Annotated in this window: 13 protein-coding genes, 1 tRNA gene and 1 pseudogene; 10 read left to right on the top strand and 5 right to left on the bottom strand. The window is 41.8% G+C overall.

The window, feature by feature from the left end:
• Positions 1–47 precede the first annotated feature (47 nt).
• The 10 genes from GQR47_RS03500 (at position 48) to GQR47_RS03455 (ending at position 6,676) form a co-directional block, all read left to right on the top strand.
• A complete protein-coding gene (locus tag GQR47_RS03500; RefSeq protein ID WP_007583140.1) occupies positions 48–641 on the top strand; it encodes a FlgO family outer membrane protein in 594 nt (197 codons plus the stop codon).
• Between the two features lie 13 nt (positions 642–654).
• Positions 655–1,347, top strand: a complete 693-nt coding sequence (locus GQR47_RS03495) for a FlgO family outer membrane protein (protein WP_024603281.1) — start codon at positions 655–657, stop codon at positions 1,345–1,347.
• 7 nt (positions 1,348–1,354) lie between these two features.
• The gene (locus GQR47_RS03490; protein WP_024595022.1) at positions 1,355–2,023 is read left to right on the top strand and encodes a FlgO family outer membrane protein; all 669 of its coding nucleotides are present in this window, start codon (positions 1,355–1,357) and stop codon (positions 2,021–2,023) included.
• Between the two features lie 72 nt (positions 2,024–2,095).
• Positions 2,096–2,170 (top strand) — tRNA-Arg (locus tag GQR47_RS03485).
• Between the two features lie 281 nt (positions 2,171–2,451).
• Entirely contained in the window at positions 2,452–3,690 is a 1,239-nt protein-coding gene (locus GQR47_RS03480) for an integrase domain-containing protein (RefSeq protein ID WP_165723563.1), read from the top strand.
• A 10-nt stretch (positions 3,691–3,700) separates the two neighbouring features.
• Positions 3,701–4,528, top strand: coding sequence for a hypothetical protein (locus tag GQR47_RS03475; protein ID WP_165723562.1), 828 nt, complete (start codon positions 3,701–3,703; stop codon positions 4,526–4,528).
• Between the two features lie 151 nt (positions 4,529–4,679).
• The gene (locus GQR47_RS03470) at positions 4,680–4,880 is read left to right on the top strand and encodes an AlpA family transcriptional regulator (protein ID WP_138611398.1); all 201 of its coding nucleotides are present in this window, start codon (positions 4,680–4,682) and stop codon (positions 4,878–4,880) included.
• Positions 4,880–5,284 carry a hypothetical protein gene (locus GQR47_RS03465; protein WP_165723561.1) on the top strand — a complete coding sequence of 135 codons (405 nt, stop codon included), beginning with the start codon at positions 4,880–4,882 and terminating at the stop codon, positions 5,282–5,284. The genes GQR47_RS03470 and GQR47_RS03465 overlap by 1 nt, the downstream gene beginning before the upstream one ends.
• A 60-nt stretch (positions 5,285–5,344) precedes the next feature.
• Positions 5,345–5,764 carry a hypothetical protein gene (locus tag GQR47_RS03460; protein ID WP_165723560.1) on the top strand — a complete coding sequence of 140 codons (420 nt, stop codon included), beginning with the start codon at positions 5,345–5,347 and terminating at the stop codon, positions 5,762–5,764.
• 312 nt (positions 5,765–6,076) lie between these two features.
• Positions 6,077–6,676, top strand: coding sequence for an inovirus-type Gp2 protein (locus tag GQR47_RS03455; RefSeq protein ID WP_206015968.1), 600 nt, complete (start codon positions 6,077–6,079; stop codon positions 6,674–6,676).
• Positions 6,677–6,969: 293 nt separating this feature from the next.
• Here GQR47_RS03455 and GQR47_RS20360 read toward each other — a convergent pair whose 3' ends face one another.
• The 5 genes and pseudogenes from GQR47_RS20360 to GQR47_RS03430 form a co-directional block, all read right to left on the bottom strand.
• The gene (locus tag GQR47_RS20360) at positions 6,970–7,206 is read right to left on the bottom strand and encodes a hypothetical protein (RefSeq protein ID WP_206015966.1); all 237 of its coding nucleotides are present in this window, start codon (positions 7,204–7,206) and stop codon (positions 6,970–6,972) included.
• Between the two features lie 79 nt (positions 7,207–7,285).
• Complete coding sequence (locus tag GQR47_RS03445; RefSeq protein WP_165723559.1) at positions 7,286–7,969, bottom strand: hypothetical protein; 684 nt, start codon at positions 7,967–7,969, stop codon at positions 7,286–7,288.
• Between the two features lie 723 nt (positions 7,970–8,692).
• A pseudogene (locus GQR47_RS20425) lies at positions 8,693–9,175 on the bottom strand (DDE-type integrase/transposase/recombinase); the annotation flags it as partial.
• 274 nt (positions 9,176–9,449) lie between these two features.
• Complete coding sequence (locus GQR47_RS03435) at positions 9,450–11,117, bottom strand: glycoside hydrolase family 32 protein (RefSeq protein ID WP_240915856.1); 1,668 nt, start codon at positions 11,115–11,117, stop codon at positions 9,450–9,452.
• Positions 11,118–11,405: 288 nt separating this feature from the next.
• On the bottom strand, positions 11,406–12,983 hold the full coding sequence (locus GQR47_RS03430) for a glycoside hydrolase family 68 protein (RefSeq protein ID WP_002961343.1): 1,578 nt from the start codon (positions 12,981–12,983) through the stop codon (positions 11,406–11,408).
• Between the last annotated feature and the right edge of the window lie 352 nt (positions 12,984–13,335).

Genomic DNA, 13,335 nt, shown 5'->3' with positions numbered 1-13,335 from the left:
CATATAAATTGCTTTATCCTCAGTATGTTTTGAAGAGGATGGCAATTATGCGCCTTTTACTGCCTTTATTATTTTTAAATTTAGCTGCTTGTAACTTGGTGCCACCACCAGAACCAAGTGTGCCTACAGATGCACCTAAAGCGGCCATGGCTCCTTTTACGGTTAATGACTATGTAGTTAATTTAACGTCGCAACTTAACCACCTAAACGGAGCATTAAATGCTAATGCACGTGTTGGCGTTAGTAGCTTCTTTTATGCAGATGCACTAGATACAAAATTAGTGACAGGGCAAGCCTCAGGCTTAAGTCAGCAGATCCAAGAAAGTCTGCTTACACAATTTACTCAACTGGGTTATCACACCGTTGAGTACAGACTTGGGAATAACCTCTCTTTATCAGAAAACTCAGACAGTATTTTAAGTCGCGATTTAAGTAAATTACGTAATCGCCAAAATATTGACTTAGTTATCACAGGAACAGTGACTCGCCAGCAGCATGCATACATAGTTAATGCACGGCTTGTGAATATAGAAAATAAACAGGTGCTCTCTGCGGGAAGTACCGAGATCCCAATTAATGTAATGTGGGGCAATGAGAAAATTCAGCAGCGTGACGGACTTTTATACCGAAGCGAATACTAATTTGGAGCACAAAATGAAAAACCTATTAATTACATTATGCTTACCACTGGGCTTTGGTTGCTCTCAAATACTAGGCACAATGAATACAGACACCACAACACCACAAAGTGAGCAAAGCAACCAACTGGTGAGTAACCAACGCGACGTTGCAGCGCCTGTTTCTGACGATAACTTATTTCAGTCAGGAATGGCTCCACAAGATAACTACACAAAAGCAACACCGCCAATGCGCAAAAATATTAACCATTATGTGCGCGGCATAATGCAAGACATGGTTGAAAACTTACAGTACGTAAGTGAACAAACACCGTTAGCTGTTTCGAGTTTTATTTTTTTAGATGAAGACTACAACGATGGTAGCTTACTAGGAAACCAAATTGCAGAAAGCTTCATGCATGAATTACACAGCTTTGGTGTACCCGTTATTGATTTTAAAACAACTGATTATATGCGTGTTACCTCAACAGGCGACTTTGTATTTAGTCGCGACTATTTAGAGCTAAAACAAGATCAAAACTTTAAGTACGTACTAGCCGGTACGCTTGTAAACCATCAAGGTGGTGTACTTGTTAATGCACGTATTGTTGGGCTAGAAAGTAAGGCCGTAGTCGGTTCTGCACAAGGGTTTATTCCACAGTCGGTTGTTGATGCGCTTAATAGTAGCTATCGCACTGATGGCATAATGTTAAAACAAGCAAGCAAGTGAGATAATTATGTATAGTAAATTATTAAACCGCTTTATCGTTTTTTTTGCTTTAGCTAATTTAACTGGTTGTGCCTTTACTCAAAATAATGAAAGTGCTGAAATGAATGCATCTTCAACCACACAAGTAAATTATGACTTAGCAAGCATGCTTAAAACAGCCGAGCAAAAATCAACTCAAGACGATGCTAACGGCAATCAATTTATACCACTTCAGCACCATAAAACACTTTCTAACTATGTAGAGCAAATGGCACTTGATTTGGTTGATACGCTTGAGTATGAAAGTGATACCGACACCAACATTAATATTGCTGTTACTACTTTGGTCGATCTTGATTCATCGCTTACTAAAAGTAATCAATTGGGTAATCAAATTTCTGAAACATTAATTCATCAGTTACAAAAGTTTGGTTATGGCGTGGTTGATTTTAAGACAACCCAAACAATAGATGTAAATAGCCGTGGTGATTTTGCTTTCTCGCGTGATATTGAAAAGCTTAGCGAAGAGCAAATGGCGAGCCATGTATTAGCGGGTACATTAATTTATCGCAGTGATGCTGTTGTTGTAAATACACGTGTAATTAACGCGCATACAAAAAAAATCGTCGCGAGTAGTCGAAAACTAATCCCAATTTATGTACTAAATAAAGAAGATATATACTTATCAAGTAATTAAGTTCAGTTGTCGCTTGATATAAAAAACCAGATGCCGTTATAATTCACACCTCTAAGCACACAGCTTATTTGTGGCCTCTTAGTTAAATGGATATAACGGCCCCCTCCTAAGGGGCAGTTGCAGGTTCGATTCCTGCAGGGGCTACCAATTACTCGTTTCATACATAAAAATATCGCAGCAATAAATTTAAAATCGTCATATACCCCACTGTAAACAAGCCCTCCACGTTTCAAGTCGTAAAATTTGGTATCGCTACATTTCATATTTTTAGTTACACTCATAGTTACACCGAATCGTTTTGCCGATTTTGATGTAACTAAAACCGCTGTAATTTAGTTAAGCGGATGAAAATTAAAGGAAGAATGCGGATCGTGATTTTAGTATCCCATTTTAAGGGTTGGCTACCTGTTCGATAGTGGAGTGAAAACGTGCCTAGATTAACAACCCCTTTGAATGATACGCAGATAAAAAATGCGAAACCAAAAGCAAGTGAATACCTGTTGTCGGATGGTGGCGGGTTAGGCTTGCGTATAAAAAAGAATGGCTCTAAAACGTGGCTGTTTAATTACTACCGTCCGCACATCAAAAAGCGAGCTCAAATAAGTTTTGGTGTTTACCCTGCGGTACCATTAGCAGCGGCTAGAAAAAAACGTGATGAGGCAAGGGCGTTACTTGCTGATGATATTGACCCTAAAGAATACAGGGAAGAAATTCAGAGTACCAAAGCAACTGAGGCAAAGAATACCTTTGAAGCAGTAGCAACTGAATGGCTAAAGCTAAAAACAGTAAAAGTAAGTGAGCGGCACTCATTTAACATTTTACGAGGATTTGAAATACATGTTTATCCCGCGCTTGGTAAAGTGCCGATAAGTAAATTATCCGCACAGTTAACCATTGAAACGCTGCGCCCTTTAGAGGCAGCGAATAAGCTCGATATGCTAGGCCGCTTATGCCAGCGTATTAATGAAGTGATGGATTATGCGGTTAATACTGGGCGTATGCCGATCAATCATCTTCACAGTATCGCTAAAGCGTTTGATACTGTTAAGCATACGAATATGCCTACAGTAGCCCCTGAACAACTGCCAATGCTTTTAGCAACCGTTAACGATGCTCGTTTAAAGCTTATTACTAAATGCTTATTTGAGTGGCAGTTACATACAATGGCTAGGCCGTCAGAGGCAGCGGGGGCAATGTGGAATGAAATTGATTTTGATAATCGAGTGTGGAATATACCTGCTGAGCGTATGAAAAAGCGCAAACCGCAAGCAATCCCTTTAACTCCGCAAGTATTAGCCCTATTAGAGTATTTAAAACCTATTAGCGGCCATCGTGATTTTATATTCCCTTCTGATAACAACCCACGTACCCACCTAAGCCGAGAGACATTAGGCGCAGCGCTCAGGCGTATGGGCTTACAAGGCAAGCAGACAGCCCACGGATTACGCGCACTAGCGAGTACCACTTTAAACGCACAAGGTTTTGACTCTGATTTAATTGAGGCGGCATTAGCGCACGTAGATAAAAACCAAGTACGCGCAGCTTACAACCGAACCGACTATTTAGAACGCAGACGTACAATGATGTGCTGGTGGTCTGATCATATTGAAGCGGCTAGTAAGGGTGATTACTCAGTCACTGGCAGCCAGCATTTAAAAGTAGTTTAAGGATTAGCTAATGGATGAATTTATTAGTGTAGATGAAGCGTTAGAGGTGCTTTTTGATAAAGCTGATATGAACGATAGCAATAAAATAAAGTGTTTATTTCGGCATTACAAGAGAGGGAAAATTGATTTTTATACGGAATTATTTGGTAGGCATAGTCGTTATGGAGTGCGCGAAAATCAACAGGAGAGCTCTGAAAGTATAGAAGAATTAGAGGGTTTTTTTAAGTTGGACCGTCAGCATTGTGATGAGTATTTCTATGAATTATTGCTTTTACATTTAGGTGTAGAGTTCAAAGATAATGATGTTGAAGCGGGTAGCAATGTTATTGACCCCTACGAACATCACCAGTTCTATGAGAGCTTTAGTGTTGGGTTGGTGGAAGATATGGAAGGGCAAACGTGGAGGTTAAAGTTCCAAGAGCCAGCGGAATACAAAGGTATTGAAGTACATCATGCTCACCCTATATACCCTCAAATTGATGACTTATTAATTAAGGCTGATCAAGTAGCAGTTTTGGCGCAAGCATCTAAGCCTCAGAAGCTATCAAAGGTCGAAGATGGTAAGCGCTTAGGTGGACGTTTAAATAACGCTTTGAAAAGAATAGAAGTGCTTGAAGCTGCGTTATGGGTTTTAGCTAATAAAAGGGAGGATTGTATCAATAAGAACACAGGAAAGGTTGTGGCTGACTCACTTGCAAATGAGGTGGTGGATCACTCTTATAAATTTTTTGAGGGTTCTGATGGAAATGGAAAACCTAAAAAGGCTAGAGCTAGATCTACGATTTATGACTATATCTGTGATGCTCTAAACCCAGAAAAGAAGAAAAATAATAATTAGTAAAATCATTAATTACAATGGCTTAACTTTTATAAATTAGTAGTTAACCTTAATACTGGTCAGCGTTAAGTTAGCTACTGCGCAATATGAAGTCATAAGCCCTAACATTTGCCTTGTTCATTTTTTGCAATAATTTACAAGGTGAAGCGAGATGATTGATAGAATTTTAAAGCAACGCGAAGTAGTAAAAATTACTGGTATGAGCCGCCCTACAATTTGGCGTAAGGAAAAAATGGGGTTATTTCCTGCTAGACGGGACTTAGGCGCTCGTTCAGTGGGTTGGCTTGAAAGCGAGATTAAGGCTTGGATGGAAAGCCTACCTTGTGTGGAGCATGACGAGGAGGCGGCCTAATGAAAGGGAGCAGCGGCAAAAAAGCCGCCACTCAAGCCAATTCAGCAGCCAATGATAATAGCCCAAAAAAGCCGAGAACGCAGCCAAAGAAAGAGCGAGCATTTATTTATATTTTACAGCACCCTGCAGGTGCTACAGAAAACGATATTTTGCGTAACGTTGGACTATCCAGTGGCAGGAACTACTTTACGCAGTTAGAGCGCTTGCACGGTTTTGAGTTAACGCGAGTGAATGATGAGAACCCAGACGGTATAGGTACTCATCTTAGATATAGCTTTTCATCACCAGAAATAGCAGCGGCAATTTTGAAAGAGATTAACGCGAGCCGGGCAAGGCGAAAAGCAGGAGTATTAAGCAAGGAGCAGGAGGCGGAGTTGTTGGCGCCTTTTAATCGTTTGTCATAAGTAATTACTAAAGTATTGCCATTACCGGCTATTAAAAATTTAATTAAAAGGAACAGGACGATGACTACAAACAATATGAAATATGATGCTAGCATTTCGGCAGACAATTTTGACTATCTTGATGGGGCGGTAAGCCAGGTACATAGCCTAACAGTGTTTATTACCGCTAATGATAACTACAAGTCTATGACAGAGACCACATTAGCAAACTTACTCTGGACTGTTAGTGAGCGCATAGGGGGAGTATTGACGGATAGCGTTGATATGTATTTTGGTGAAATCCCTAGAGAACAATTGAAATTTGAGCAGCTTTTAATTCAGGCTAAAACGGTGCTGGACGCTTTGCGTAATAGTGAGGGGTTTGGCGGATTGCTTGGAAGTCATCTGAGTAATGTAATTTGGCTGGTGGATGGTCTGCTTGAGGATGCTATAAAAGAATTAGGCAAAATGTCTACTCGTTCAGATGAGCAGGCCGCTTAATAGAAATATGCGCCACCAGCATATTAAATCAACTTTGAATTATCCCTTGGTAGTGATTGTGGCCAAGGGAAACCCACCTAAGAAAATAGCCTAAAAAACCTATGCACCAGTATTTTTATGTAAGCGAATACTATCGCTGTGTGCTTTATCGTTTATGACTTTTTGTTGGTGAAACAATATGAACATTCAAAGTCGGTTTTTTACCCTCGAAAAATGGCTATTTTTGAAGATGCGACTCAGTAGAGGCGTTATAGCTATGGATAGTAGCTACTAACAATTAACTGGGTATTTAATAATATCTACGGCTCATGAATGACTAACCAACTAACCATAAATAACAATGATAAAGGGTATGAACACATTTTTGTCCACGGTGAAAAAGGCTGGTGGGTAAACGCTGGAAAAAGCGGGTTAATGGTTAAGCCTATGCGAGCTATGCTAGACCAAATTGAGGCCATGTTGAGTAACCATAGCCGTGTAATGTTAATTCGTTTTGATTTGCGTATGGAGTCGTACACGCCAGATAACAAAATCATCACTGTATTTAACCGTAGGCTGTTTAAATGGGTTAAGGCTCAATATGGGGTTAGTCGTATTGGTTTTGTGTGGTGTAGAGAGCTTGAGAGGGCAAAGCGTCAACATTACCACTATGCGCTTATGCTAGATGCCTCAAAAGTTAACTATCCAAACAGCATAACAAAGAAGGTTTTACAGATATGGGGCGAGCTTAACGGTTCGGCTTATGTACCAAAAAATTGTTATTACATCATGAAGCGCGATTGCTTGGAGTCACAGCAAGAGGCTATTTACCGTATATCTTATTTAGCTAAAGCGCGTGGGAAGGGCTATAAAGCTACTCAGGCTAAAAATTACGGTGCTAGTAGGATAAAGCCAAGGGTTAATGAGTTTTGAAATGCTTTGGTTTGAATGGTTTTTATCGCTTGTTCAAAGCGTGTGACAGGGTGAACAGTGCGGAACAAATGGCGGAACAATTAAAATTTTAAGTAGTTGTTTTTTATTTGGTAGTTATTTAATTCGGAACAAATGACGTAGTAAATAAACGATTTGTCCTTTTGGTGAGGAATAGAGCTTAAGTGCGCACTAATAAAATGCGCACTCATAAATTATTAACCACATGATCCCCTAGGCTATTTGTTGTTTAAGCTGGGTGATAACTACGTCAATTTAAGATTTAATGCGCAGCTTTAAAGTGAGCCAGCTGCAAAGCCAACCACAGCCCCAATAGCAGTTCCCCAGCCTGGCATTATTTGCGTTCCAATCATTGCGCCTGAACCCGCGCCACTAAGTTGAGCACTTTTTTGCTGCTGATCTAAATTATTATTTGTCATTTCACGATTTTGCTCTAAATCTGACAGGGTTTTTAATGATCCTGTCGCTTTGTTCTTAGTGCTTTGTCCCGCTTGCATAATTGAATAGCTCATAAGTCAGCCTCGATGATATTGAGTGATATTTAAGAGGTAGTTTACTGATGTATGGATATTATGCAATTTGATAGCATCATCACTTCTTTGGCTTATACATCGCTGTGTATGCGATTACAAATATTGCGACAGAGAAAGGGAGTGATTTGATTGTAAGGTCAATATACCCACTTTCTTGGTCTCCTATAATGATGAATAAAACAAATGAGGCTAGGCCAATTGATAATGATCTTTTTAACGGTTTTTTCAGTCTTTCGCGAGAATTATTAATTTCAATTTGTTCTAGCTTGATTTCGGCCTGTGTAGGCTTAGCTTTATACGGTGGGTATAGGAATTGCCTAGTTAAAGCGAATATCTCCAAAGGTAAGAACGCGACTATAAACGCTCCGACAATTAACCCAACTACACCATGCTCTTGTTTAAGATATTCGAATACAGAAAGCTTGCTTTTGCCAGCTACAAAGTTTGTGGGGTTGGTTTCGCTAAAAACGATGTATAGCTGGGTGCCAACCTTTACTTCTTCACCGAAGTCTATTAGCCCTTTATGTCCATTAAAAGCAATGAGGTGGTCATAGTGCCTATTAGTACGGCCTTTGCGTCCGCTTGATTCACTGTATTGATATGCTATTACTCTAGCTGTGGTTACTTTCCCGTTTTGTGCCAGGTCGTAACTTTTTAGGATGCTGCCTGATGAGTACCAAATGACCAATATCAGAAATGATGAGTAGGCGGCTATCTTAAATATTAATTTAATTCGTTCCATGAATAATTATCCTTTTTTATTGGTTGCTCAATAATTCCATTTCTAATGTGAGCTGTAAATGATATTAGCAAAGTGGTGACAAAAAGTTTTAGTTACACTTGTAGTTACATCGACTGATTGTTGGTTTTATTAATTTCTTTGTTATCAGGTGTTTGAGGTGTTAATTTGGTGTTTGCAGGGGCTACCAATTAAATTTAATGAGTTATGCTTGAGTAGCACATATGTAGCGTGATGAGTTTATTAAATAGTGGATTACACTCAACTCTTATAATTGTACCTAGCCATTGTTTCACTGATATCAACTAGCATAGATTTATTACGAATAGCCCAGTTAAGAATAAAGTGTAAAAAAAGCCGAAAGGTTTTTTAAAGTTAGCCAATAAAGTTAAGTAGAAAGTAGAAACCTCATCAAATTTGAAATTAATTGACCGCTACATCACTCCTGATTTTTTATAAAATATAAATGATAAAGATTTCTAAAAATCAGCTTAACTAATGATGCATTAATTTCTCAGGCTTAATATTATATAGTTTAATTGATTTCTTAACTATTTTTAGGCGTTTCGTAGTTAGCTTGAACGTTCTTCAAAGTGATGTAGTTCAAGGCGTTCACATTCAATACCCGTGGTGTTTTACCTCTAAATGAGCCGTAAGCGTGCTGCTGATTGTAGTGTAGTAATGCCGTCATTCAGGTAAAGTTTAACTTTTGAGATCTCCAAAATCCAAATTAACGGTCGAATAAAACTCTTCTTTGTCGATTCTTTGTGGCCTCTTAACTTTACCATTTAAGTGAGGAGAGCCTGATTTGTTGGGACGAAATTTAATGTTATGCTCCATCAATTTGAGCAGTACCTTCTCAGCAAAAAACTCCATTGCGCGATCAGTTTGTACCGTCGTGTTGGAAATGGCATTTCTTCTATCACTTTATCGACAAAGGTAAGTGTATTGTTTGCCGTTCTACGTTTAAAGGCGTCTAACACGCGATATCTAGAGCAATCATCAATGGTAGTGTACTGATAAATTCAGGCGCGACTTTACATGTATCCATCTGAATTTAGTCACTAGGAATAGGCCTTTATTATCGAATGAAGTATTTTTCTTTTGCTGAAAAACTATTGGCTTTACTTCGTATTTGGTCAGGACTTTATGAATTGAGTCAAGTGATGGATGGAAGTTATGCTCGTGTAGAAGCTGATTTTGGAGCTTCTAGCACCCATTTTCTATTTGATAATAAATATTAGTGCTTGGGGTCTGTGAGTACGTCTATGCTGTTTTCTATGTATCGCTGGTAGCAATTTGAAGAGTAGGTCTAGATATACCAACGACGTCAAACTAGACCCACAACATTGTTTTTTCTTAAAGCTCAATCCACTTTAATAGCTGTTGAGTTTCTTTGTTCATAGAGAGATAGTATATTGAAACGATACCTATGAATCACACAATAACCAGCAACATCTTAAAATACAATCTAGGCTAAATTTCACGGAGTAGGGCCCAAGCCCGCATTACCTTTACTGCGAGTGACCGGGGCAACCTTGAGAGGGGTTAGCTCAAATAAACTCAGTTCCGTATTTCCTCCAATTGACTCGACCGATAGGTCATTTGCACCGGGAGCGCCGAATACAAGGTTTGAAAGTACAACTTCGCCGTTATTTACAAAGACCTCAATGGATGTTGTATCTACAATGATATCCAGCATGACAAAGCCATCGCGCGCTTGTACGGGGGACTTTCGAACCTCGCGGTAAACTTTGGGCATCGCATTGGCTATAGCATCCTTATCGCGTTTGACAAAAACAGTGTCATTCGCAAAGTTGTATCCAACGACAGAAAAGTGCCCATTGCCTTCCTTAAGACGGAAGCGGATCTCTTTAGCATCTGAGTCAGCGTCAATCTTAACCCGGAGTCGGTAGGCATCGGATTGAGGGTGAGGAAGTGCCATCTTCGACGCTTCCGTCACCCGAATATTGGATCGAGCTACTGTATTACCCTCAAGTTTGTCGATCGCATTGATGGGCTGCGAGACAAGCTGCGGCTTACCGTCTACAGACCGTAGCATGATGCGCCGTACGATCGAGTTGGCCCCCCCGTGCCACTCATCGGTTGGGAGTTTGGTGGCGTAGGCCCAGTTATTGAGCCAACCAATGGCATAGCGAGAAGCAAGGCGTTCGGCGTCATTGTGGCGAGGGTCTTCCCATGTCACTGCGGCATAAAAGTCGGCGCCGAAGTCTAGCCATTGAGGTTCATCGCTATCCACGGTGAAATTTTTTCCGTCCCATACTCCGGTCCAGTACAGGGTTCCCGTGGTCATTCCTTTTTTAAAGCCGTTCGCGCCAGTTGCCAGCACCCATCGTGTAGTTGCACTGTCACCGTTGACCGACATTTGGAATAGGTCGGGACATTCCAGAATCCCAAGGTCGTCGCGCTCGAACCCAGACTGATACTTCCAATGCTTCAAATCGGGCGACGTGTAAAAGCCGATCTTATGACCCTCAGCCAGCACCATCAGCCATTCATTGCGCGTGTCGTCCCAGATGATCTTAGGATCACGCCAATGCTCGGATCCAGGGTTGTCCATGACAGGATTGTCGTGGTACGCCTTAAATCGATAGCCGCCGTCAGTCGAGACAAAGAGCGACTGGCGCTGTACACCCTCGTGTTGTTGAGTCATGATGGCGATTACAGCGCCAGGGCCGAAGCCTGCAGTGTTATCGATGTCAATTACTGCGCTACCGGTTTCAATGTCGCCGAGGCCGTTCTTGTATTTGTCGATTGCCACACCGTGATCTTGCCAGTGCACAAGATCAACCGAGGTCGCGTGGTACCACTCAGTACCGTTTCCTATGGGATAATCGGCATTGTAGAGGTAATAGTAGTGCCAGATACCGTCAATCAGAATTGGACGCTGGGGATCGTTCATCCAGTGTTTGGCGGGGGTTAGGTGCACCGCGGGCCGATATCTAGCCCAATTAGCTGGGCGCTTGTATTTAGATGATTCTTCTGTCAACAGAGGCAACGGTGAAGAGCTAAACGCTGCTTCAGAACCTAATTCGACGGCCAGCGACATTCCTGAGCAGAACAACACGACCAACACGCAAATTGTCATATACCAGCGACTTGCAAATATTAAAATAAGATTGTGGTTCATAATTCCCCTTATTGGAGCACCGATTACAAAGCAATGTAATTGCGCAAAGGTACTCATTGAGCATGATAGATGATATTGGGCAGTACGAAAAACTTGTAAAATAAGGAAATGCAGTGCTTCAGAAATCACTGCTGTAAAACAAAAAAACAGAGCGACAGTTCGAGAGACTGTCGAATAAGTCGAGCATACCTTTATTTGCCATTTACAAACAAGGGAGAAGAGGATACGCCGGTACATCGCCATCTCCTCTTCCCACCGATAATGGCTGTATAGATTAATTTACTAAAGCTATTTCTTTAGAGGCTTGATCTGTCCACCCGAATTCACATTAAGGTTTGCAGGGATATCGGCCCAACCACCTAGCCCATAACCATTTACGCTATAGGAATAATCAACCTCTGACGAGTCGCCGTTGATTTCTATCCTGACTGTAGGTGCAAGCGTCCCACCGCGACGAAAATTTTCTTGAGTGCCGATCGTGTCGATGAACGATTGGATCAAGCCCCCAGGCATCACGTAGTGCGAGTACGACTGGAATTGACCTGGATGCTGATTATAGTCTGGCGCAAACGGACTACCCGGCCAGTAGTTGAGGTTCGTTGGGTTACCCAGCACCAGTCCGGATCCCTGGTTCATCGGCTGGTAATCGCTGCGAATACCGTTGCCTACGAAACCATATACGCCCTCGGGGCCAGTAATACCTGTTGCGTATGTGGTGCTGTGGCTAATAGTGAAAAGGTAGTACTTGCCATCTTGTTGGTAGATCTGCGGTCGTTCAGTCTGATCGGTGACACAGTTTGCAGATAGAATAGGCGGCAGAAATTCCCACTCGGTTAGGTCGTCGTTCGTAGCCCTTGCCAGACCGACGTTACCGATCTGAAAGGGCGCACCCGATGCATTCACTTGGGTTACGGTTTCTGCATAAGGGTCGCCGTCCCGGTAGCCAAGGTCGTCCGCATCACACTGTGCAGTTGTCCGGTCCATGGCCGAGTTGCCCTCAAATACCATATAGGTCTCACCTGGATGAGCCGGATCTTCGAAAGTAAACGGGTCGCGGAAGTTATAGTAAGGGTTTTGCTCAGCATTTTGGTAGTAAGTGCCGTCAGCCTCGAGTAGCGACGTAACCTTGTTGAAACCGGTGAATCTCACGCCGTGTTTATTAGCATGCACATGGCCTACGCTTAGCGCGAGCCGAGAGTCGTAAGGCTTGATGTCCGGTCCACCGTCTTGATCACGGTAGAAGGCAACATCTGTGAAAAATAACTTTATTTCGCCACCCGGAAAAATACGCGCCGAGCCTGACCACTGGGTCTGGTGGCTGTAAGACTGGTCTTCGAAAATTTCACCGGTGACACCTTCATCGAACACGAGACCACCATAGGTCCAACCACCATTTTCGGGGCGTTGGTCAGCGGAAATCCCAGCCGGCCGATAGAAGTAGCCGATCTTTGCGTAAACGTGGCGGTCATCAAAGCCAAGGCTACGGTCGGCTACTAAAGAAAAAATGATTTCCTGTCCATTGACACTGTACTGATTAGCATCCTCGTCAGTCAGAGGCCAAGAGTCCCATACCCAGACCTGTTCGTTCGACATGTCAGGGAAGTTCTGCGGGATGTCAGGCATAGTGTATTCTTCAGGCATCGAATTCTGACGTGAACCAGCCGTCGGATCAGACATTCGCTTGATTTGGCGTGCATCAGCCCGCGTCCACTTCGCAGTGAAATTACTCTCAGGTGCAAATGCCTCTTGGGTGTGAAATGTCGGCTCGGGACCCGGCTGTAGATAAGGTTCTGCAACAGCTGCCGTTGTTAAGCCCAGAAATGAACACAGAATTGGGATTGTCGATTTACCTATTTTACTATTCATCAATATCTTCTCACTAAATTAAAAATTGTTTCCCGTAAAAGGATGGCCTCAGCCTAATAAGACCCCTGTTATCCTAGTCTAAATCAATTATTTTGAGTGAAAACCAGTTGTATTCACTTGAATATATGTGACTTTTATAGCGAAATCGATTCGGACAAAGGTTGTCTTCTGGAATTAGCCAGGAAATTCGGGCGTAATAATGCCCGCGCTACATGATGTTAGCTTTTTTACTATATACCACTCTTTTAAAAACTTAAACGATTAAGTTTGTTTTTTTGTAATGGTTCACCGATTTAACAATCAAAAACAATCGAAAATATAAATATAAAATACTATTGCATATAGGAACTTT

Origin of the sequence: Pseudoalteromonas sp. Z1A2 (assembly GCF_011378755.1) — a bacterium.
Lineage (GTDB): Bacteria > Pseudomonadota > Gammaproteobacteria > Enterobacterales > Alteromonadaceae > Pseudoalteromonas > Pseudoalteromonas distincta.
The sequence above is the reverse complement of the archived record's forward strand: the minus strand, read 5'-3'. Positions and strand labels throughout refer to the sequence as shown.

Bases quoted from the DNA above. Each gene is read 5' to 3' on its own strand.
- GQR47_RS03460 (WP_165723560.1), top strand. From the start codon at position 5,345: ATGACTACAAACAATATGAAATATGATGCTAGCATTTCGGCAGACAAT.
- GQR47_RS03435 (WP_240915856.1), bottom strand. From the start codon at position 11,117: ATGAACCACAATCTTATTTTAATATTTGCAAGTCGCTGGTATATGACA.
- GQR47_RS03475 (WP_165723562.1), top strand. From the start codon at position 3,701: ATGGATGAATTTATTAGTGTAGATGAAGCGTTAGAGGTGCTTTTTGAT.
- GQR47_RS03445 (WP_165723559.1), bottom strand. From the start codon at position 7,969: ATGGAACGAATTAAATTAATATTTAAGATAGCCGCCTACTCATCATTT.
- GQR47_RS03470 (WP_138611398.1), top strand. From the start codon at position 4,680: ATGATTGATAGAATTTTAAAGCAACGCGAAGTAGTAAAAATTACTGGT.
- GQR47_RS03495 (WP_024603281.1), top strand. From the start codon at position 655: ATGAAAAACCTATTAATTACATTATGCTTACCACTGGGCTTTGGTTGC.
- GQR47_RS03465 (WP_165723561.1), top strand. From the start codon at position 4,880: ATGAAAGGGAGCAGCGGCAAAAAAGCCGCCACTCAAGCCAATTCAGCA.
- GQR47_RS03455 (WP_206015968.1), top strand. From the start codon at position 6,077: ATGACTAACCAACTAACCATAAATAACAATGATAAAGGGTATGAACAC.
- GQR47_RS03490 (WP_024595022.1), top strand. From the start codon at position 1,355: ATGTATAGTAAATTATTAAACCGCTTTATCGTTTTTTTTGCTTTAGCT.
- GQR47_RS20360 (WP_206015966.1), bottom strand. From the start codon at position 7,206: ATGAGCTATTCAATTATGCAAGCGGGACAAAGCACTAAGAACAAAGCG.
- GQR47_RS03500 (WP_007583140.1), top strand. From the start codon at position 48: ATGCGCCTTTTACTGCCTTTATTATTTTTAAATTTAGCTGCTTGTAAC.
- GQR47_RS03430 (WP_002961343.1), bottom strand. From the start codon at position 12,983: ATGAATAGTAAAATAGGTAAATCGACAATCCCAATTCTGTGTTCATTT.